The following is a 21,560-nucleotide window of genomic DNA, read 5'->3' on the forward strand; positions in this document are numbered from 1 at the left end:
GAGTTCGACTCAAGCTTTGCGAGTTCGACGTTTGAATAGAGATAGATATGGTTCATAAAGTTATTTTTGATACAGACCCCGGCGTGGATGACGCGATGGCTTTGTATTTTGCATTGGCACATCCTGAAATCGATGTAGTTGGTATTACCAGCACTTTTGGTAATGTCACCGTGGCGCAGGCGACCGCGAATGCTTTGTATTTAACCCGCTTGGCAGGACGCGAAATTCCAGTTGCCGAAGGTGGTGCTTTGCCTTTGATGAAGGCAGCAGGTAAACCACCGGGCTTTATTCATGGCGATGATGGCTTGGGTAATTTGACTTCACGCCTACAACATTCCGCTAAAGCCGAATCTGTATCAGCGGCAGAATTTATTGTGAACATGGCGCGTCAGTATCCGGGTGAGATCAGCTTGGTGGCGGTTGGTCCTTTAGTCAATTTGGCTTTGGCCTTAAAGCTAGAACCGCAATTGCCAAGTCTGATCAAGCAAGTAGTGTTGATGGCGGGTACCGTGATTGAACCGGGAAATGTGTCGCCAGTCGCTGAAGCGAATGTGTGGAATGATCCACATGCAGCAGACTTGGTCTTTACCGCTGGCTGGAAACTTGCGATGGTTGGTTTAGATGTGACGCACCGCGTAGTGATGTCGGCGAGTTACTTTGCCGGTTTAGCACAGCATCATCAACAACACATTGCGATGACGACCTTGTCGCATGCGGTTAATTTTTACAGTGATTTTTATCAGCAGGCACGCCCAGATCTTGGTCATGCTTGCTTTTGCCACGACATTTTGGCGTTTGTGTATTTGGTTGCGCCAGAACTATTTGAAACCATGGATGGACGTGTACGCGTGCAATTAGACGGCATGGGTAACGGCCAAACCATGATGGATAGACATGGCGGTGGCTTGGTGTATGCACAGTCTGGTTGGGGTAGTGAACAGCCAGAGGCGAGAGTTTGCTTGAAGGTGAATGTGCCAGCTTGTTTGCAATTGATTGAACAAACTTTGGAAAGCAATTGGTTACGTGCACCGTTGGCGCAATGAGCGTCATCTGTCTTTAGAGAATGTGAGGAGTTACAGCATGATAATTACACCTGTCGATTTTACTAGTCCAACCGCTGCCAAAGATTTTGCAGAAAGTTTGCACAATACTGGATTTGGCGTACTGACTAATCATCCACTATCACAACAACTGCTTAACACGGTTTATGAAGAGTGGTATGGTTTTTTTCAAAGTGAAGCGAAACATGCTTACGCTTATGATCCGCAAAAATACGATGGCTATTTTTCACCTGCCGTGTCAGAAACGGCGAAGGGAAATACCAAGCGCGATTTGAAAGAGTTCTATCACATCTATCCTTGGGGACGTTATCCAACTGAGGTATCGGCTGCGGCTCGTCAATATTATGAAGAGGGTGCAGCATTAGCGGCGACCTTGTTGCAATGGGTAGAGCAATACACACCAGCTGAAGTACAAGAAAAATACTCGATGCCTTTATCGCAGATGATACAAGGCAGCGAACAAACGCTGCTGCGGGTTCTGCACTATCCACCTTTGCGTGGCGATGAGGAGCCGGGTGCGGTACGCGCAGCAGCGCACGGCGATATTAATTTACTGACGATATTGCCAGCAGCGACAACTGCGGGTTTGCAAGTGGTGGGTAAAGATGGTGAGTGGCATGATGTGCCATGTGACTTTGGGATGTTGATTGTAAATATCGGCGATATGTTGCAAGAAGCCTCCGCTGGATATTATCCATCGACGATCCACCGCGTATTAAATCCAACTGGAGAAGAAGCGAAAAAGTCACGCGTTTCTTTACCGCTGTTTTTGCATCCGCGTCCTGATGTGGTCTTATCGGAGCGCCACACAGCAGGATCTTATTTGACGGAGCGTTTGCAAGAATTGCATTCCAAAGTTTAAATTTCATGCACAGAAAACCACACACATGTTGTATTCATGCTGTATTTGAGTACTTACTCTAGAATAAAAATGCGACTGTCATCGAGCGGAAGTAAATCTGAGTTCAAATGCAGTACTTTGCGTAAAAAAAATAGTTGCGTGCATTGGTCTCGCAATGTGTGTTGTTAAGCTGCGCAATAGATTTTTTTGCACGTGTTGATGTCGCTTGAAAAACGCTGGACACAAACCAGATCGATTCAAGACATCAATTAAATCAAACAGATTACAGGTTTTAAACAAACGAAAAGCAAGGAGCTATGAATGAAGCAACTCAATAAATCATCAACTGCAGTACCTTCGCGCGTGAAGATGCTAGTCATCGCATGCCAATTGACATGCCTTGGTATGTCAACTGCCTACGCACAATCACAAACGCAAGAGAAGACGGAAAGCAATGAACCGATCAGCTCTTCACAAGTGACGATCACTGGCAAAAAAGTCGGTATGGGTTTGATGGTGCAAGAAAACACACCAAAAGCACGTAGCACGATTACTGCTGAAGAATTGGCGAAGCAACGTCCAACTGGTAACGCGTATGAAGCATTGGAATTGATGCCAGCGGTGAATAGTTACAACCACGATGCAACTGGTTTGTTTGGTGGTGGTTTGACTTTGCGCGGTTTCAATAGCGATCAGATCGGTGCGACGATTAACGGTGTGCCAGTGAATGACTCTGGTAGTTTCGCGGTGTATCCACAAGAATACGTAGATCAAGAAAATACATGCTCACAATTCGTGACCCAAGGTTCAACTGACGTTGATTCTCCACAAATCGGTGCAACTGGTGGTAACTTCGGTATCACAACTTGCGATCCATCAAAAACCAAGCGTATCCGTGTTGCGCAAACTTTGGGTCAATTGAACTTGTCCAAAACCTATGTACGTTATGACACTGGTTTGCTCGAAGGCGGTCGCACACGTTTCTTCATTTCTGCATCGCATGCACAATCCGATAAGTGGAAAGGTAAAGGCGGTGCAAACCGTGATCACGTCGATATGGGCTTCAGAACCGATTTCGACAGATTCAACTCTATCAGCGGTACTGTATTGTACAACCGCGCGATTAACCAAAATATCAGTTCTTTCAGCTTAGCTGATTTGGACAAGTATGGTTACTACTATGACTTCGCGCAAACTTTCGTTGGTCATGCAGCTCCAACGCCAGGTAAAGCAGGTAGCGATACGAACTCTGCATTTGGTGATGCTTACTACCAATTGACGAAGAATCCATTTGAAAATGCGATTGCATCTGTTACTGGCAAAATGCGTATTGGTGACAACACCGACATCAAAGTAATTCCATATTTCTGGTATGGCTACGGCACAGGCGGTAATCAACAGAAGTTGCAAGCAGAAAATGCTTTCTTGAACAAAGCAACTGGCAAGAACACAGCTGGCGTGGATTTGAACGGCGACGGCGATACTTTGGATCGCGTCATCGTGGCGAATAGTAGTGTGACTCGCACTTATCGTCCAGGTGTAACTGCGTCTGTAACCCACACCATCGGCGATCACCAAATTTTGGCTGGTTTCTGGTTCGAACGTGCAACGCACGAGCAATTTGGCCCTATGGTATTGGTTGATGCAAATGGTAATGCGAACGACATTTGGTTGAAAGAAGGCCGTGTATTGCGTCCAGATGGTACACCATTCCAATCTCGTGACTGGAAAACGATCAGTACATCAAACCAAATCTTCTTGCAAGACACCATGAGTTTGATGAACGATAAGTTGACAGTTAACGTCGGTGTTCGTGCACCAACCATGAAGCGTGACTTCACGAATAAGGCAAACGAAGGTACTAACTCTGGTACTGATTACAACATCGAAAAAACGTATCGTGAAATCTTGCCGCAGTTGGGTGCTCGCTACCAGATCGATAACAACAATCAGTTGTTCTTCAGCTTGGCACGTAACATGAAGGCGCCACCAAACTTTGTTTACTCCACAACCAATAACGTAGTCTTGGTGAACGGTAAGCCAACATTGCCAGTCGATGTACAAGCAGAAACTTCAACCAATATCGACGTTGGTTATCGCTTGCAAAGCGATAAATTGACAGCACAAGCAACTGCTTACTCTGTTGATTTTAAAGATCGCCAAGCAACTGCTTATGATCCAGTCGCGAACATGAGCAGCTTGACTAGCGTTGGTAAAGTGAAGACGCATGGTTTCGAAGTTGAATTGGGTAATACACCAGTTAATGGCTTCTCATTCTACGGTTCGATTGGTTATGCGAAGAGCGAAATCAAAGACGACATCTTGATCAGCCGTACAGCGACTTTGCCGACCAAAGGTAAGCAAATGACCTTGACGCCAGAATGGAAAGCGGGCTTGAGCGCAATGTATGAAACAGGTGCTTTCTACGCACGTTTGAAAGTGAAATACACTGGCGAACAATGGGCAACGATGACCAATGATGAATTGGTTCCAAGTTACACATTGTTAGGTTTGGATTTTGGTTACCAATTCCCAAATACAAGCTGGGTGAAGAAGCCAACTTTGCGTTTGAATATCAGCAACTTGACTAACGAAAAGTATCGTAATCCATCAAGCTTTAACGTTACCAATGCAAAGCCTTACGGCACTGCTAGCGCGAGAACTGTGTTCTACTACATGGGTTCACCACGCTTTGCATCTGTGACTTTGTCAGGCGATTTCTAAGCCTTGCTTAGTTGATCAACATCAGACCTTTGTGATCGATTTTTGCAATGGTCTGATTTAGTAATATCGATGGTCTGCAACCTTGTGGTTGCAGACCTTTTCACTTGTAGATACCTCTGCATAAGCTATACGCAAAATATAAACTTTGACCGCGTGACGGTTGTGCAGAGATTTATTCTAAATATCGATTTTTTTTAGCGTGATGTTGGCGCAAATTCTATGAACTTTTCTCTCTCATCTTGGGGTCGTCTGACCCGCACCACCATTAGTGTTAGCTTGTCTTTGATGTTGCTTGCATGCGCAACGCCGACGATGGAACCGGTGGTGCTCAATTTAGTCGCTATCAACGATCTGCACGGACATCTCGAGAAAGAAAAGTTTAGTTATACCCCGCGTGGAGAACAAACCGCTAAGACCGTCGTTGGTGGCGGTATCGAGACTTTGGGCGCCAATTTGGCAGCATGGCGCAAAGAAGATAAAGATTTGATTTTTGTTGGCGGTGGCGATTTGATTGGCGCGAGTCCAGCGATATCGTCTTTGTTTGCCGACGAGCCAACCTTACATGCTTTGGGGCGCATGGGCTTGCGCGTCAGTGCTTTGGGCAATCACGAATTTGATCATGGTTTGCAAGAATTGCAGCGACAAATTCACGGCGGTTGTGAGTCACCGCGTCCTGAGCGTGCCTGTCAATTTGATGGAAGATTTCCGGGTAAGCAATTCTCGTATATTGCTTCCAATGTCTTGAGTAAGCAAACTCAAAAACCGTTCTTCCCTGCCTATCATGTGGAAGAAGTGAAGGGCGTCAAAATTGCTTTTATCGGCGCGGTCTTGCGCGATACGCCATTCATGGTGGCAGGCGATAAAGTAAAAGATTTAAGCTTTATTGATGAAGCGGAAGGAATCAATCGCACGATCCCTGTGCTGAAAGAAATGGGCGTGAAAGTATTTGTGGTATTGATTCATGAGGGCGTTAGTTCACCAGACGTTTTTGATCAATTTTCTTGTTCACAAATTAAAGGGCCGATTGTTGATATTGTTAAGCGGCTTGATCCTGCGATCAAACTGATAGTCAGTGGGCATAGTCATACCGGATTTGTCTGCAATGTTGAAGGCCGCACGGTAACGCAAGCGCAAATGTATGGCCACTTACTAACACGCATTGCGATTAAGTTAGATGGTGCAACTCATCAGGTGATGGATATTCAAGCAAAAAATTTAGTGATGGAACCAAGCTCAGCTCCAGCACCAGAAGAATTGTCAAACTTACTGCATAAAGCACGTGAAGGAAGCAAAGCGATTATTGCGGAACCCGTAGCGAAATTAGCGGTGCCAGTGATTACGCGTAAGTTGAACGCTGCTGGAGAATCTGCATTAGGTAATATCGTCGCGGACGCTCAGCTTGCAGCGGTAAAAGATATGGGGGCGCAGATTGCTTTTATGAACAATAAAGGGATACGCAGTAATCTGGAAACTTTGGCCGGCAATATCAGTACTTACGGACAAAATGCGACGGTTTTCCCGTTTGGTAATACGCTGGTGCTGATGAGTTTGACTGGCGCGCAAATTCGCCGTTTGCTGGAGCAACAAGTGTGGCTGGATGAAGAATCGCAAGATGGTAGAAACGTGCTGCAAGTGTCAGATGGTTTTACTTACACTTGGGATGCTAAACGCAAAGTGGGTGAACGTGTGATTCCAGAAAGCGTGAAGTTAAACGGTGTGCTGCTAGACGATCAGCGCGAATATCGCATCGTTGCGAATAATTTTATTGCAGGTGGTGGTGATCGTGTGCCGATGTTCTTACAAGGTAAAAACGTGATCGATACCGGTATCAAGGATATTGATGTGTTTATGGCCTACATTAAACAGAAGGAAAAAGCGGGCACGCCTGTTGGTAGTGATAAACCAGTTGGTCGTGTGCAGCGACAAAATTGATTGATGGTGATTGTAGAAAACATCGTTTTGTTGTCATTGAGTTGAAGAGGTTTTTAATCATGAAGAAGATGAAATTTTGCGTGCTACTGTGTGCTGCCTTATTGTCCCTGAATGTGTTTGCCTCAGGCGATGACGGGCACAAAACCATCGGTGCTATAGCTGATCGTTTATTAGTCGGCACTAATGCTGGCGCGCGCGTTAAAGCTTTGCTGCAACCGGGTGAGAGTTTGCAATCGATCTCGATTTGGGCGGATTGTGCCAAAGGGACATTTTGTGGCCCGCAGACTCCAGAAATGCAAGCCTTCACGATTCAAAATCCTGCTCACGCTGCTTATCACTACACAAATACACCGGTTGAAAACAAATCCTATGTTGCTGGTGGTGTTGGTACCACCGATCACGATATCGTTCAAACATTAAAGCAAGCAATCGCCGTTTTGCAAGGCAATGATAACGAGAAAACCAATCCACATCGCTTCACGCAACGCCAAGCCTTGCTGATGATTGCACATTTAGTTGGTGATATTCATCAACCTCTGCATGTGGGCGCGGTTTATCTTAATCAAGAGAATCAATTCGTTACGCCAACTAAGCAAGCCGAAGTCGATGGTGTGCGTATCTTTGATGTACAAGGTGGGAATAATTTATTGATCGAGGATCAGGCTACTTGGACTGCACGTGATTTGAAAAACTTCAAATCTGAAGCAACAAATGCCAATGCTGCTCGTGTTGGCAAAGCTTTGCATTTGTATTGGGATGTGACGGTAGTAGAGAATGTGATGCGTGATTTAGGTGCGAAGAGCGTTGCCGAGTTCACAGATAAGTTGCTGGCATCAAAAGTCGATTTTCCGCTGAATACGGGAGAGCCAATGAGCTGGCCAGAGCAGTGGGCAACAGAAGGTTTGTACTTAGCGAAATCCGCGTATGCCGATATCGTTATTGTCGATAAAGTGAAAATGACAAATCGACGCGGAGTTGAATATGCGTCGTGGTATGCAAAATTGCCAGCGGCTTATATCCAAGATAGCACGGCTGTCACACGCAAGCAGCTGACGATTGCAGGCCATCGACTCGCTGCATTATTGCAAAGTATCTGGCCTTAAATTTGATGCGCTTGGAACAAAAATTTAGCTCAGTGGTTAGCGCTACATTTGACAGCACATTTAAAATTGCACCCGTGAGTACACCTAAAAGTACATCTGAAAGTTCGTCATGAAAAAAATCATCCTTGCAGTTTGTTTGAGTTCCATCGCCTGCCATGCGATCTCGTTTGAAAATAAAATTACTGCAAGCAAGCTTAAGCAAAATTGGAATGCGACCAATCACTACTATACGCAACTGATTCAATCGACCAATAGCGCGCAACCACGTTTGGCAGAATTGAGCATGTTGATGACCATGTTGCCGAAGGGCGGTGACATTCATCATCATTATTCTGGCTCGATTTATGCGGAGACCTACCTTGATTGGGTAGGTCAACACGGTTTTTGTGTTTATCGTGAAAGTGACGCAGCGAATAAGTTAGAAAAATTCAAAGTTGAATCGCGTCCTGCGCAAATCGCTGCGGCGAGTAAAATTTGTTTAAGTGCTGACGCGATACGTAAAGACGTCAATTTCTATCGCGAGTTAATCTCTGCGTGGTCGGTTCAAGATTACGAGCATCAGGTGCATGCGCAACCAGCGCCAGATCAACATTTCTTCAATACCTTTGGCTATTTTTCTGGGATTTCAAAGTATTCAACCAATCAAGGTTTGCAGATTTTGAAGCAACAAGCAAAAGCCGAAAATCAACAATATCTAGAAACGATGTTGAAGAGTGCGCCAGTCACAGATCATCCTGAGTTGGCGAGTAAGATCGATAGTTTGCATTCGCTGTCGAGTCAAAGTGAAATGCAGCAGGCGTTTAGTCAATACGCTGATTTTTTAGCTAACGATACGATGGCGCAAACAAAGATTCGTGATTTTATAAAAGAATTGAACGCTGATGCGGCGGGCATTGATGATGCAGAATTTACTTTGCGTTTTCAAACCTATGTTTCACGCAATAGCGCACCATCAAAAGTGTTTTCTGGTTTGTATGCAGCTTTTGCCGCGAGTCATCTCAATCCCTTGATTGTTGGTGTGAATATTGTTGGGCCAGAGCATGGTGTGGTGGCATTGCGTGATTACACCCTACACATGCAGATGTTCGCCTTTTTGAAGCAACGATTTCCGCAAGTTCGATTGGCAATGCATGCTGGTGAATTGAAACTCGGTTTGGTCGCGCCAGAGCATTTGCAACATCACATCAGTGGCGCTGTACAAATTGCAGGCGCAGAACGCATCGGCCACGGTGTAGGAATCATGCATGAGCGTCAAGCCGATCAATTGTTGGCGGAATTGAAGCGCCGAAAGGTAGCGGTAGAAATTAATTTAAGTAGCAATGCGTTTATTTTAGGATTGCAAGCACAGGCACATCCGGTCACGCTGTATTTACGTCATCAAGTACCTATTGTCATCAGTAGTGACGACGCTGCGGTATCGCGTAATAATCTCAGTCATGAATACTTTTTGTTTACGAGTCGCTATCAACCTTCGTATGCGGTCTTGAAGCAGACGGTATATAACAGCATTCATTATTCATTCTTAAACCCAAGCGAAAAGACGCAGCAATTACGTCAACTCGATCAGCGCTTCATGCAATTTGAAGCGGCGGCCGCGAAACTCGCGGCTTCTGCAAAACCGCAATGATGGATTCCGCCTAGAGAATCTATGGCCTTTCTAAGTTGGCGATTACTGTTTAAAGAAAACTATTCGATTTGCTTTAAACATGACTTAGTTGCTGAATCAGAGCAACTAAGTCATGGCAAATAAGTCACAGCAACTAAGTCAGCGCAATGAAGAAAGTTGCTGCTACTTTATTTCAACACATATATTCAAATTGGTCATACCAATCATTGCTATGTGGAAATCATCGCAGTATAATTAAATATATTAAATTCACCCATGCTGCTTGTTTCTTCACAAGAGAGGCAAATTTTGCAGGTGGCGTGTTTGTTTGATTTCCCCTTATTAACTAAGAAAGCAGAAATGAATACGCCAGTTGCAACACTGTATTTTATTTCGGTTGGCGTGTTTGCATTAGGTGCTTTTCAGGCAGCCATCATGGCACGTGGCAGTCCCTATGCAAGAACTTGCTGGGTGTTTTCTGCTCTCTGCTTGTTCTTCTCTCTTTTCCAATTTGCTTGCGGTGTGCAATTTACGGCTAGTAATTTTCAAGCCGCGATGGTCGCGCATAAGTGGGTTAATCTTTTCTCGATATTGTTAATCCCATTGATATGGTTTTTGGTTGCTTCGCTAGAAGATAAAGCCAGTGCGTTTCGGTCCGCCTATTTCGTTGCCGCTTTTGCAGCTGCGGTGATGGTGTACAACTATTTCAGCGAGTATGGTTATCGCTTTGATACGGTATCAAAAGATGGTTTAACCACCTACGCGTGGGGTGAACAATTGTGGATTTTCTCTGGTGAGCCATCCTTAGTTTTTCGCGCCATGCGTCTGATGTCTTTGGGTTTATTGATTTACACCATGATCTTCTCGATCAAGATTACGCGCTTGGGTGAGAAGCGAACCAGTCGCTTGTTTTGGATTGCGCTGGCGCTGATGTTGATCGCTGGTTTGTTGGCTGGGCTGTCTGATTCGGGGGTGATCAAACTGCCGTATTTGGGTGGATTTGGCTTCTTATTGCTCGCTGTTTCATTTTCTGCTTTGGTAGGGAAAGATGTGTCGAGTCGACGAATTGAAGAGCTGCGTATCTATAACGAACTTCAACATGAAATTGAGCATCGTAAGATAGACAATCAGCGCTTTGAACATGTCATGAACAGTGATTTGCTGACGGGTTTGCCCAATCGTGCGGGTGCTTTGCTTGGCTTGCGTCAGTTATTGGAATTAAATAGTCAGAATCAAACCAAGCTAGGCATATTTATTTTCGATGTAGATCAACTTGGCATCGTGAATGGCACCAGAGGTTATCAAGCGGGTGATCAATTATTGATCGAAGTTGCACAGCGATTACAAGCGCATGTACGCGAAACCGATATCGTTGCGCGTTTGGGAAGTGGTCGATTTATCGTTGCTGCATCTTGCTTAAAGACTGAGCGTTGCGTTACTTTAGTCTACGAGAAATTGGCGGGGGCTTTAGCTTCACCGTTTTATGTTTGCGATAGTTTATTAAGTATCACTTCGAGCGTTGGTGCTGCCGTGTTTCCTGACAATATTAGTGCCGATGAGGATTTATTGTCGGCGGCAGAGTTAGCCTTGCATGATGCAAAAAGTGCGGGGATAGGTAAATTACGTTTTTACCAGCCCTCTCTCAAAGACAAGATGCAAGAGCGTATCGCCTTTGAAAGTGCATTGAAAGAGGCATTGACGAAGCAAGAATTTTTCTTATGCTATCAACCCCAAGTTTCCGCTAGCAATGGCAATACGATTTGCTTAGAGGCATTGATACGGTGGCAGCACCCTCAGTATGGCTTGGTGATGCCAGATCGCTTTATCCAGCTAGCCGAAACCATGGGCATTATTGCGCCAATAGGTGCGTGGGTGATTAATGCAGCATGCGCACAATTAGCACGTTGGCATGCGATGGGGTTTAGCGATTTACGCGTCGCTGTGAATTTGTCTGCACAACAATTGCTGGTCTCGGAACTAGAACAAACGGTGAGTGAGGCATTACAAACTTACCATCTGGAAGGTAAGGATTTAGAACTTGAAATCACTGAGTCGGTCTTGATGCAAGACCCTGAGCGCGCGATTGAACGTTTGGGCGCCTTGCAAAAGTTGGGTGTACGTTTGTCGATTGATGACTTTGGCACCGGCTATTCATCGCTGGGTTATCTGCGCGTGTTGCCAGTCAATTCCTTAAAACTAGATCGCAGCTTTGTGTGGGATATGGATAAAGGTGGCAAGGGATTAGAAATCTGTGCGACTGCGATTGGCTTAGCGAAGAAACTGGATTTAGAAATTGTTGCTGAAGGTGTGGAAACCAAGGAGCAGTTAGCGCAGTTGCGACATTTGGGTTGTGATCTCTTGCAGGGTTATCTATTTGCAAAGCCATTAACGGTTGATGCTGCTGATACATTTCTAGAAAACGTACACATGCCTTGGCTTGCTGCTGCACACCCTGATCTGGGTTTGCATCTGCCTTTGGTGATGAACCCTGGCTACTTACCGAGTAATTGATTGCATGAGCTAAATTGTTCTTGCATGTAGTTCGGTGTTGAGCAAGATCGACTAGGCCAAATCGGCAAGCACCTGGGCTTCGATTTGTTGCCATTCATCGTCAGTGAAAAGACGTGAGCGTGTGTGAAAGGCTTTGCCGGTTGCGCCTTCGAGAGAAAATGTGCCGCCATGCCCATCGATGACATCTAAAATTAATTGCGTGTGTTTCCAATAGTCATATTGCAGTTTACCGATATAAAACGGTACGCCATCTAATTCACCCAACTTGACATCATAGTGGCCTATCGTTAGATCGCTAGGAAGATAGCAATTCGCTGCACTATTGTCACAGCAGCCACCAGATTGATGAAACATGATTTCACCGTATTCGGCTTTTAATTGAGCGATTAATTCTAGAGCAGCCGCTGTGGCGATAACACGATCTACCATGATTCCTCGCGCAAAATAGTTCACTAAATAATTCATCAAATTACTCAATGAGCGAAGCTAAAGACAAAGCCAGTTAACGAATTCTCTGCACAATCACGACGCGACACGTCGCTACCTTGAGCAGAGATTTCATCGTAAGAAAGTAACGCACTGCTTAAATATGCAATGCGCTACTGTTATCTAGATTGATGTCAGAAGAAGCCCAATTTGTTTTCACTGTAGCTAACCAAGAGGTTCTTGGTTTGTTGATAGTGATTGAGCATCATCTTATGGTTTTCACGACCGATGCCAGATTCCTTGTAACCACCGAACGCAGCATGGGCTGGATACGCATGATAGCAATTGGTCCAAACGCGGCCAGCTTTGATCGCACGTCCCATACGATATGCGACATTGCCGTTGCGGCTCCACACACCAGCACCTAAACCATACAGCGTGTCATTAGCGATTGCTAATGCCTCGGCTTCATCTTTAAAAGTGGTGATGGCGAGCACAGGTCCAAAAATTTCTTCTTGGAAGATACGCATTTTGTTATGTCCCTTGAACAAGGTCGGTTGGACATAGTAACCACCAGCCAAATCGCCATCTAAATGCGCTTGCGTGCCACCAGCTAACACTTCGGCACCTTCTTCTTTGCCTAGTTCAAGATACGACAAAATTTTGGTCAATTGTTCTTTCGATGCTTGCGCGCCCATCATGGTGTCGGTATCTAAAGGATTGGCATGCTTGATTGCCGCAACGCGTTGTAATACGCGTTCCATAAACTTATCGTAGATACTTTCTTGAATCAATGCACGTGATGGGCAGGTACATACTTCGCCTTGATTAAAAGCGAATAGGACTAAGCCTTCAATTGCCTTGTCGAGGAAGGCATCGTCTGCATCCATGATGTCAGCAAAAAAGATATTAGGTGATTTACCACCGAGTTCTAAGGTTGCAGGAATCAGATTATTCGCGGCAGCTTGTGCAATCACACGACCAGTTGAGGTCGAACCTGTGAACGCAATCTTCGCGATGCGCTTGCTATTTGCTAATGGCATACCAGCTTCGCGGCCATAGCCATTGACGATATTGAGCACACCAGCAGGCAATAAATCGGCGATCAATTCTGTCAATATCAGGAGCGAAATCGGGGTCGACTCTGCTGGCTTTAAGACCACGCAATTACCTGCGCCTAAGGCCGGTGCTAATTTCCACGCCGCCATCAAGATAGGGAAATTCCAAGGGATGATTTGACCGACTACGCCGAGTGGCTCGTGATAGTGATATGCGACGGTGGTTTCATCGAGTTCAGACAATGCACCTTCTTGCGCACGAATACAACCAGCGAAATAACGGAAGTGATCGATAGTGAGTGGGATGTCTGCATTGAGTGTTTCGCGTATCGCCTTACCATTGTCGACGGTTTCGGCATACGCCAATAATTCGAGGTTCGCTTCGATGCGATCGGCGATTTTGTTGAGTATATTCGCGCGCTCAGTTGGTGAAGTTTTGCCCCACGCATCTGCCGCTGCGTGCGCGGCATTAAGCGCCAATTCGATGTCTTCTGCGCCTGAACGCGCCGCTTGCGTATAGACCTTACCGCTAATCGGTGTAATCACGTCAAAGTATTGTCCCTTTACTGGCGCAGTCCACTTGCCGCCGATGAAATTGTCATAACGTGCTTTGTATTGAATTTTGGCGCCTGCTGCACCTGGTGCTGAATAGATCAAGGTGGTCTCCTTCTGTTATTTGTGATTGACACTTTTTTGTTGGGCTTTTGTCGAGCTTTTGTCGAACAACGGCAACGCGATGATGCTGATACAAGCTTGCATTGTGGGCGTTACTGTTTTGAGTAATTGCAAATGGCATGCCATGTTTGAGGGCTGCGTATTGATAATTGCATTGTTGCGCTGCAACCTCCTATGAGATTGCGTAGGCAAAATGTGATGATGAACTTTTTGAAAAATATCTTGGCATTCTGGCTGTGAATTTCGTCCTCAATGATTGTCAAAAAAAGTGACAGCAGTGTCACATAAGGCGATGCAAAAAAGTGACAGGTGTAACATTTTGAGACAGTGAAATGAGGTCTCGAACTGATCGCCATCACAAGTCTGTGCCTACACAGAATCGAAGCCGCACGCAACTGTTAAACTAAGTTAGACTGAGAAAAACAAAGCGATAGAAATCACGGCAATGTGGGCATGAGCACGATTTGCACCATTGGCATTGATGATATTGATGTACATGAGGTCATTTCGGTTCATTTCGCGTTATTGAGTATCATTGCGATTGTTCTCGACCCAATATAGGAGACAAGTTCATGCGCCACCAAGCCATACTTCCTGCTTTACATTTAAAGCAGGCGCGTCTGCAATTTGTTGAGCGTGGAATTACGCCTACGTCCGGCATCGATTTGCGCTTGGCGCAATCATGGCAACGAAGTTTGTCGGCTGGATTGTCGCCCGTTGGTCGAGCTGATTGTGCAGACAATTTGAGTTCGGCAAATCTGCAATATGCGCGTGATTTTAATCATGAATTAATTAGTCATTCAGAGCCCGTGATTGAATATCTATTTGATCAGGTGAAGCATAGTCATAGCATGGTGATTCTTGCCGACGCACAAGGCGTACTCATGCATACATTGGGTGACTTAGATTTTTTAAGTAAGGCAGAGCGCGTTGCCTTAAAATGCGGGGCGAACTGGGCAGAAAATCAACGCGGTACAAATGCGATAGGAACCGCGCTAGCCGAAGCGGCAGAAATTGAAATCAATGGTGCCGAACACTATCTCGAACCGAATGAATTTCTGACATGTGCGGCTGCGCCTATCTTATCCGCACAAGGTCATCTGCTCGGCATACTCGATATCTCTGGAGATCAACGTAGTCGTCATCCGCACACCTTGGGTTTGGTATCGACTGCTGCACAAATGATAGAAAATAGTATGGTGTTGGGAAGTTGCCAGCATCCTATTTTGTTACAACTGCATACCCGCGCCGAAGGTATTGGTAGCGTCGCTCAAGCAATCTTAGTTTTTTCAGAAGATGGCTATTTGCTTGGTGCCAATCGTCGCGCATTAGCGTTGCTGAACTTAGGCTACAGCGATTTGGCGCGTATCGATTGGCGTCAATTATTTGATCAAGACTTGCATGCCTTCATGTCACGTCAACGTCGTTCGACTAGTCATCCCGAAGCTTTGATTTGTCGTGATGGCAGACGTTTGTTTGCCCAATTTCATCCACACAGCAAATCGTTGAACACGATTACTACTCAATCTCAAGTAGTGCAGGATGCAGTGATCCCCAGTAGTGAGTTAGATCGTCAGTGGCAAACGGCAGCGGACAAGGCGCGCAAGTTAATTGATAAAGGGATTCCCTTGCTTTTGCATGGCGAGTCTGGCGTTGGTAAAGAAGTTTTCGCGCAAGCAGTTCATCATAGTTCTCAACGGCGAGAAAAAGCATTTGTTGCGGTGAATTGTGCGGCGATACCTGAGCATTTGATTGAATCGGAATTATTCGGCTATGTCGCTGGTGCATTCACGGGAGCATCGCGTCATGGCGTACTTGGTCGGCTTCGTGAAGCCCACGGTGGCAGCTTATTTCTGGATGAGATCGGCGATATGCCCTTAATGCTGCAAACCAGATTGCTGCGTGTTTTGCAAGAGCGCAAAGTCACGCCTTTAGGAAGTAGTAGTGCGATTCCGGTTGACTTCAATTTGATTTGCGCAACTCATCGCGATTTGAAGGAAAGTGTCACAGAAGGCCGATTCCGTGAAGATTTGTTTTACCGAATTAATGGGCTAACTTTAGATCTACCGCCTTTGCGACAACGTACTGACTTTGCCGCGCTGTGCCGCAATTTATTACGCGAAATTTCTCCGCATTCGCTAGTGCATATTGATGCCGACGTACTGTCTGCGATGCAGCTCTATGCTTGGCCAGGTAATCTACGTCAACTCAGCCATGTTTTGCGTGCGGCAGCTGCATTGTTAGATGAGGGAGAAACCGAGATTGGGTGGGCGCATTTGTCGCAGGATTTGGTTGAGGATTTACGTCGATCGGTTGCACAAATAGACGATCTACATCAGCGCACTAACTCTGCTGCCGGAACTGTGCCTGAGTCCGTAATCATGAGGCAAGGTCAAAAAAATCTTGTACCGAATATACAGCAGAACACCTGGCAATTGATACAGCAAGCCTTACAAGAAACTCAGGGGAATGTTTCTGCGGCAGCGCGAAACTTAGGGATTAGCCGCCAAACCTTGTATCGAAAATTGCAAGAACACGTCTCGACCAAACAATAAGCTGCAAACTTCGTAGGTAGCATATGAAATTGCAGCATTTATCGAAATAGATGATTTCTGCTGCGATGTTGGTGCGTAGCTTCACGCATTTTTTTACGCACAAAAACTCAGGGCAGATGCATCGCTGCATCTGCCCTGATGGTATTACTAAAGCTTTGAAGCGAATCTAAGATTACAAATGATTACAGCTGATCCGGCATGCGGAATTTTTCTCTGCGGTCGCCCATCAGATTACGAATTTCTCGGATACTCAAACCAGATTCTTCATGCATACGAATTAATAGCGATGGGCCGACTGGCAAAATTTTGTGACGGATTTTGCTGATCACTGGTGGAGCAACTTCTAAAGCACGTGAAAGCGCAGCATCGTTTTTTATGCCCAAAGTTTTAATCAATGTATCAAGCAAATTATTTGGATCGTATTGAAACTCTTCGGAACTTGGGATGTCGAGGATATTAGCCATAGATATGATGAATCCTAATTAAGTGGTTTATGTGAAAAAACTTTAACTTCTGATTCGGTTTAATCTTGTAAATCAATACAGCCACTATTGCACTTGCACTTTAGGGCAATCACCTTTTTCTTCAGGGCTTTGCCCTTTCACTTCAATGAACTCTCAGTACTAGTTCAAGATCTTTTTTGATTTAGCACTTCGATAATGTTAATGTATTCACCAGAGGTTGATATTTCAAGGTAAATTATTAAGTCTTTTTATTTTGATCAAATTGACTCGATATTTCGGGTCAAAAAGTGTTGCAAAATGGTTCAAAGAATAGGGTGTTGCAAATAGTTCTAATTTAAAAAACACTTCAGATAATTAAAAAATAGCGCTGCTGGTATTTCGACATACGAGCCTGTCTATACACTATTGTAGGATATTTTGGAAAGAGCAATTGTCAAACATTGTCTCGTGATTTTGCAGTGCACATAAACTGCAAATGTGGCGTGAGAGGTAGCGACACGGATAGCCGCTTTTGTACTATCCGTGCTTGATTTGGTAAATCTGGATTGGTATCAGTTTGGCGATGATGCTCAGATTGGAAGCAAAGTTGGTGCGCGTCCTTGCAAGATATCTTCGCTACGAATAGCCACTGCCGCTTTGGTTTCAGGATGCGTCAAAATATAAAACGTATTGTTCTTTATCGCATTGATGACATCATGCGCCACTTGCTGCGGTGCGATCCCCGCTTCTACTGCTTTGTTAATCGCAGCGCCAGTTTTTAAGCTTACCTTTTCTAGCTGTTCGACTTGAATACGATCTTCTGTTTTGCGATTGCGTTCGGCATCGGTGATGCGGGTTTTTACCCAACTCGGGCACAATACGGATACGCCAATTTTTGCTTGGCGTAAGTTAAGGTCATGCTGCAAACTTTCGCTCAGTGCGACCACCCCAAACTTACTTACATTGTATGCAGCGAGTGCAGGCTCGGCGATTAAGCCCGCTACTGATGCGGTGTTGACGATGTGTGCGACTTCGTTGCTGGCTAACATGCGCGGTACAAAAATACGAATTGCATGGGTGATGCCGTAGAGGTTAATTCCCATGATCCACTCCCAATCTTTGGCAGTCGTTTCCCAAGCCGATTTAGCAAAAGCGACACCTGCATTATTGACGAGTAAATGCACTTGACCAAACTGTGTGTAGGCCTGATCCGCTAAGGCTTGTATCTCGTTTTCTTTGGATACGTCTGTTACTACACCGATCACTTCGGCACCAGTTTGGCGTAGTTCGGTGACGGTTTTATCGAGCAGTTCTTGATAGATATCGGCGAGTACCAGTCGCATACCTTCCGCTGCTGCGGCTACCGCGATTGCTTTGCCTATGCCTTCTGCTGCGCCTGTGATAACAGCCACTTTTGCTTTGAGGTCTTGCATTTACTACTCCAATTTTTGAGTGCGTTATAAACGGATATGGTGTTTTGTTTGTTCTATAAATATCTATCAGCGATAGCTAATTAATTCTGGACGTTGATAGATCTCTAAGTGAGCGGGGTTGTTTAAATAATTCAAGCGTGTTCGATTTCTACCCACGGTCAGTTTGCTGACACCAGAATTAATTAAGCTCGCGTTTAGATCGAAGATCTGTTGATCAGGAATCCCTAATACAGATTGAATCAAGGTCGAAATCGTGCCACCAGAAGTAAATACCCAATAGGTTTGCTGGCTTGCTTCATTTGAGTTAGCTTCATTTTCAGCTGTCTCGCTTATGCGCGCTAAGGCAGCGCGACAGCGTTGTTGAAACTCTATCCAGCTCTCGCTGTAGTCCGCGTAGTCGCCACTGATCCAGCGTTGGATTGCCTCTGTGAAGACTTGTTGAAAAGCGCGTTGAGGCTGGGCTTGCTTGTTTAAGAATTGTTTGAGTGAGGCGAAGTCGCTAAATTCGGAACAGTGCCTGAGCACCACTTCTTCGTGATCAAATTCGTTAAAGCCTGGATCAAGCAACCAATCTTGTTCCGCTAGTTGTTGTGGTGTGCTTCTAAATTGTTGTAGACAATGTTGCGCTGTTTGTCGATGACGACGATTGCCGCCAATAACGATTTTATCGGCCGATTGGCCGCTGTGTTTAAGCCAAGCACCTAATAGTCGCGCTTGTTCTTCTCCTAGTGTGGAGAGTTGATCATAATCGTCGGCATCAAAGCTGGCTTGACCGTGTCGGATTAAATAAATGTGTCGCATAGTTTGTTTGCTTTATAAGCTGGATGCTTTGATCAGACGTAGGCATCGTTTTTCAAGATAATTACTGAATTTGCCAAACTCGGCAAACGCGGGATTTGTAGTTTGACCATGGAAGTAGCGATAGTAGATTTGTTGCACAATCACCGCTAAGCGGAACAAGCCAAAGATCGCGTAGAAGTCAAAATTATCGACACGGTAGCCGGTTTTCTCACCGTAGTACGCGATCACTTCTTGGCGCGTTAGCATGCCCGCTAAATGCGTCGGCTGGCGTCGTACCGATTGAAATACCGCGTCATCGTCGGCTTGTACCCAATAGGCGAGGGTATTACCTAAATCCATTAGAGGATCGCCGAGTGTCGCCATTTCCCAATCGAGCACGCCGATGACTTCAGTTGGATTTTCCGGATTCAAAACGACATTATCAAAACGGAAGTCATTATGGATGAGGCAGGTGGCGAGATCTTGCGCGGGCATTTTCTCGTGCAGCCACTGCATAACGTTTTCAAAATCGCCGACATCCTCGGTTTTTGCTTGACGATAGCGTTCGCTCCAACCTGCGACTTGGCGTGCCACATAGCCCGCACCTTTGGCGATTGAGGCGAAACCTGCTTGTTGATAATCGATCTGGTGTGCCTCTATCATTTTGTCGATGACGTTCAGACACAAACGGCGTGTGTCTTCGACCGAAAGCACTAAATCTTTGGGGAGATTTTGTCGCGGAATAATTCCGTGCAGGCGCTCCATCACGTAGAAGTCACAATCCATGATAGCGGGATCGCTGCAAGTGGCAATCACGCTGGGCACATAGCGATACACAGGCTTGAGTGCGCTCATGATATTGGCTTCGCGCAGCATGTCATGCGCTGATTTGGCGCGGTGCCCGAACGGCGGACGACGTAAGATGAGATCGCGTTCTGGATAACGCAATAGGTAAGTTAGATTCGATGCGCCGCCAGCGAATTGCTCGATGACAGGCTCGCCCGTTAAGTTGGGTAAATGCTGGTGAATAAATGCGCCAACTTTTTGGCGCTCAAGCTCTTCGCCAGCGCGTACTGCGCTTGCTGTATCCAGTAATTGATTCATGCTCATACTTATTTTATTTAATTAGAAATACCGAGGCGTTTAGCTTGTCGTTTCAATTCGAGCTTGGCGATCAAGCCGCGATGTACTTCATCTGGACCATCGGCAATCCGCAACACACGTGCATACGCATACAAAGCGGTCAGTGGAAAATCATCAGATAAACCGGCGCCACCATGCATTTGCATCGCGGCATCAATCACTTGGGTGGCGACATTCGGCGCAATTACTTTGATTTGGGAAATCTCGCTCATCGCGCCTTTGACACCGACCGTATCCATCATCCACGCCGCTTTCAAGGTCAGTAACCTCGCTTGTTCTATCGCCATCCGTGCATTGGCGATGATGTCGGCATTGCCACCGAGTTTGGCTAAAGGTTTGCCAAAGGCGACGCGTTGCATTGCGCGTTCACACAATAATTCCAATGCAAATTCTGCTGCGCCTATTGCACGCATGCAGTGATGAATGCGTCCTGGTCCTAAACGCCCTTGGGCGATTTCGAAGCCACGACCTAAACCACCGATGATCGATGAGAGAGGCATGCGCACATTGGTAAAGCTAACTTCGCCATGTCCATACGGTTCGTCTAATGTGTGAAATACGGGTAGCATGCGCTCGATTTTGACACCGGGGGTATCGAGTGGTACCAGTATCATCGAATGCTGTTGATGTTTGTCTGCGCTGGTGTTGCTCAGTCCCATAAAGATCAGCACTTTGCAGTTCGGATGGCCGATGCCTGAACTCCACCATTTGCGACCGTTTAACACGACTTCGTCACCTTCCAAGATCGCGCTTGCTTGCATATTCGTCGCATCACTCGATGCGACTTCTGGTTCTGTCATGCAAAAAGCGGAGCGGATTTCACCTGCCATTAAAGGCTTGAGCCAGCGCTGCTTTTGTTCTTCACTGCCGTATTTGACTAGCACTTCCATATTGCCGGTGTCGGGCGCATTGCAGTTGAAGACTTCGGGCGCGATCATGGAACGTCCGGTGATTTCTGCAAGAGGTGCGTAATCAACATTGGATAAACGCGCACCGTCTTCCGGTAAAAATAAATTCCATAAGCCAGCAGCACGTGCTTTGGCTTTTAACTCTTCCATCACTGGCGGTTGTTGCCACTGCGTCCAATCGGCACCACCACGCAATTGTGCTGCGTAGGTTTGTTCGGCAGGGATCACATGCTCTTGCATGAAGGACTGCATTCGTGCAATCAAACTAGTGGCGTTATCGGAGTGGGCGAAGTTCATGGTGGGCTTTCACATGTCAGGTGTAGAGCTGCATCGCAGATGCATTTATGTTGTAGCAGCATAC

General features: G+C 45.8%; 15 protein-coding genes. 8 read left to right on the forward strand and 7 right to left on the reverse strand.

The window, feature by feature from the left end; translation table 11 throughout:
* The first annotated feature begins 47 nt into the window (after positions 1–47).
* From IE103_RS15710 to IE103_RS15740, 7 genes are all read left to right on the forward strand, one after another.
* Positions 48–1,043, forward strand: a complete 996-nt coding sequence (locus IE103_RS15710) for a nucleoside hydrolase (protein ID WP_189347086.1) — start codon at positions 48–50, stop codon at positions 1,041–1,043.
* A gap of 37 nt (positions 1,044–1,080) precedes the next feature.
* A complete protein-coding gene (locus IE103_RS15715; protein ID WP_189347087.1) occupies positions 1,081–1,923 on the forward strand; it encodes an isopenicillin N synthase family dioxygenase in 843 nt (280 codons plus the stop codon).
* Between the two features lie 300 nt (positions 1,924–2,223).
* Positions 2,224–4,626 (forward strand): TonB-dependent receptor, encoded by a 2,403-nt coding sequence (locus IE103_RS15720; protein WP_189347088.1) that lies wholly within the window; start codon positions 2,224–2,226, stop codon positions 4,624–4,626.
* 219 nt (positions 4,627–4,845) lie between these two features.
* On the forward strand, positions 4,846–6,558 hold the full coding sequence (locus IE103_RS15725; RefSeq protein WP_189347089.1) for a bifunctional metallophosphatase/5'-nucleotidase: 1,713 nt from the start codon (positions 4,846–4,848) through the stop codon (positions 6,556–6,558).
* A 59-nt stretch (positions 6,559–6,617) separates the two neighbouring features.
* Entirely contained in the window at positions 6,618–7,661 is a 1,044-nt protein-coding gene (locus tag IE103_RS15730) for a S1/P1 nuclease (RefSeq protein ID WP_189347090.1), read from the forward strand.
* A 109-nt stretch (positions 7,662–7,770) separates the two neighbouring features.
* Positions 7,771–9,288 carry an amidohydrolase family protein gene (locus IE103_RS15735; RefSeq protein ID WP_189347091.1) on the forward strand — a complete coding sequence of 506 codons (1,518 nt, stop codon included), beginning with the start codon at positions 7,771–7,773 and terminating at the stop codon, positions 9,286–9,288.
* 339 nt (positions 9,289–9,627) lie between these two features.
* Positions 9,628–11,778 carry a putative bifunctional diguanylate cyclase/phosphodiesterase gene (locus IE103_RS15740; protein ID WP_189347092.1) on the forward strand — a complete coding sequence of 717 codons (2,151 nt, stop codon included), beginning with the start codon at positions 9,628–9,630 and terminating at the stop codon, positions 11,776–11,778.
* A gap of 51 nt (positions 11,779–11,829) precedes the next feature.
* Here IE103_RS15740 and IE103_RS15745 read toward each other — a convergent pair whose 3' ends face one another.
* Together IE103_RS15745 and exaC are read right to left on the reverse strand one after the other, a co-directional pair.
* Positions 11,830–12,207: a DUF779 domain-containing protein gene (locus IE103_RS15745; protein WP_189347093.1), complete on the reverse strand. Its 378-nt coding sequence runs from the start codon at positions 12,205–12,207 to the stop codon at positions 11,830–11,832.
* 191 nt (positions 12,208–12,398) lie between these two features.
* Positions 12,399–13,919 carry an acetaldehyde dehydrogenase ExaC gene (gene exaC, locus IE103_RS15750; RefSeq protein WP_189347094.1) on the reverse strand — a complete coding sequence of 507 codons (1,521 nt, stop codon included), beginning with the start codon at positions 13,917–13,919 and terminating at the stop codon, positions 12,399–12,401.
* A gap of 590 nt (positions 13,920–14,509) precedes the next feature.
* Here exaC and IE103_RS15755 point away from each other — a divergent pair.
* Positions 14,510–16,492, forward strand: a complete 1,983-nt coding sequence (locus tag IE103_RS15755; RefSeq protein ID WP_189347095.1) for a sigma-54-dependent Fis family transcriptional regulator — start codon at positions 14,510–14,512, stop codon at positions 16,490–16,492.
* 182 nt (positions 16,493–16,674) lie between these two features.
* Here IE103_RS15755 and IE103_RS15760 read toward each other — a convergent pair whose 3' ends face one another.
* From IE103_RS15760 to IE103_RS15780, 5 genes are all read right to left on the reverse strand, one after another.
* On the reverse strand, positions 16,675–16,956 hold the full coding sequence (locus tag IE103_RS15760) for a hypothetical protein (protein ID WP_189347096.1): 282 nt from the start codon (positions 16,954–16,956) through the stop codon (positions 16,675–16,677).
* A gap of 569 nt (positions 16,957–17,525) precedes the next feature.
* Positions 17,526–18,368 (reverse strand): SDR family NAD(P)-dependent oxidoreductase, encoded by an 843-nt coding sequence (locus IE103_RS15765; RefSeq protein WP_189347097.1) that lies wholly within the window; start codon positions 18,366–18,368, stop codon positions 17,526–17,528.
* Between the two features lie 66 nt (positions 18,369–18,434).
* Positions 18,435–19,169: a histidine phosphatase family protein gene (locus IE103_RS15770; RefSeq protein WP_189347098.1), complete on the reverse strand. Its 735-nt coding sequence runs from the start codon at positions 19,167–19,169 to the stop codon at positions 18,435–18,437.
* Between the two features lie 12 nt (positions 19,170–19,181).
* The gene (locus IE103_RS15775) at positions 19,182–20,252 is read right to left on the reverse strand and encodes a phosphotransferase family protein (protein ID WP_189347099.1); all 1,071 of its coding nucleotides are present in this window, start codon (positions 20,250–20,252) and stop codon (positions 19,182–19,184) included.
* Positions 20,253–20,269: 17 nt separating this feature from the next.
* Positions 20,270–21,496, reverse strand: coding sequence for an acyl-CoA dehydrogenase family protein (locus tag IE103_RS15780; RefSeq protein WP_189347100.1), 1,227 nt, complete (start codon positions 21,494–21,496; stop codon positions 20,270–20,272).
* Positions 21,497–21,560: the final 64 nt, after the last annotated feature.

Origin of the sequence: Affinundibacterium macrobrachii (genome assembly GCF_014652415.1) — a bacterium.
Taxonomy (GTDB): domain Bacteria; phylum Pseudomonadota; class Gammaproteobacteria; order Burkholderiales; family Burkholderiaceae_D; genus Undibacterium; species Undibacterium macrobrachii.

Coding starts and splice junctions, on each gene's coding strand:
- IE103_RS15765 (WP_189347097.1), bottom strand. CDS start 18,368: ATGCAAGACCTCAAAGCAAAAGTGGCTGTTATCACAGGCGCAGCAGAA.
- IE103_RS15770 (WP_189347098.1), bottom strand. CDS start 19,169: ATGCGACACATTTATTTAATCCGACACGGTCAAGCCAGCTTTGATGCC.
- IE103_RS15775 (WP_189347099.1), bottom strand. CDS start 20,252: ATGAATCAATTACTGGATACAGCAAGCGCAGTACGCGCTGGCGAAGAG.
- IE103_RS15760 (WP_189347096.1), bottom strand. CDS start 16,956: ATGGCTAATATCCTCGACATCCCAAGTTCCGAAGAGTTTCAATACGAT.
- IE103_RS15710 (WP_189347086.1), top strand. CDS start 48: ATGGTTCATAAAGTTATTTTTGATACAGACCCCGGCGTGGATGACGCG.
- IE103_RS15755 (WP_189347095.1), top strand. CDS start 14,510: ATGCGCCACCAAGCCATACTTCCTGCTTTACATTTAAAGCAGGCGCGT.
- IE103_RS15740 (WP_189347092.1), top strand. CDS start 9,628: ATGAATACGCCAGTTGCAACACTGTATTTTATTTCGGTTGGCGTGTTT.
- IE103_RS15725 (WP_189347089.1), top strand. CDS start 4,846: ATGAACTTTTCTCTCTCATCTTGGGGTCGTCTGACCCGCACCACCATT.
- IE103_RS15780 (WP_189347100.1), bottom strand. CDS start 21,496: ATGAACTTCGCCCACTCCGATAACGCCACTAGTTTGATTGCACGAATG.
- IE103_RS15735 (WP_189347091.1), top strand. CDS start 7,771: ATGAAAAAAATCATCCTTGCAGTTTGTTTGAGTTCCATCGCCTGCCAT.
- IE103_RS15715 (WP_189347087.1), top strand. CDS start 1,081: ATGATAATTACACCTGTCGATTTTACTAGTCCAACCGCTGCCAAAGAT.
- IE103_RS15720 (WP_189347088.1), top strand. CDS start 2,224: ATGAAGCAACTCAATAAATCATCAACTGCAGTACCTTCGCGCGTGAAG.
- IE103_RS15745 (WP_189347093.1), bottom strand. CDS start 12,207: ATGGTAGATCGTGTTATCGCCACAGCGGCTGCTCTAGAATTAATCGCT.
- IE103_RS15730 (WP_189347090.1), top strand. CDS start 6,618: ATGAAGAAGATGAAATTTTGCGTGCTACTGTGTGCTGCCTTATTGTCC.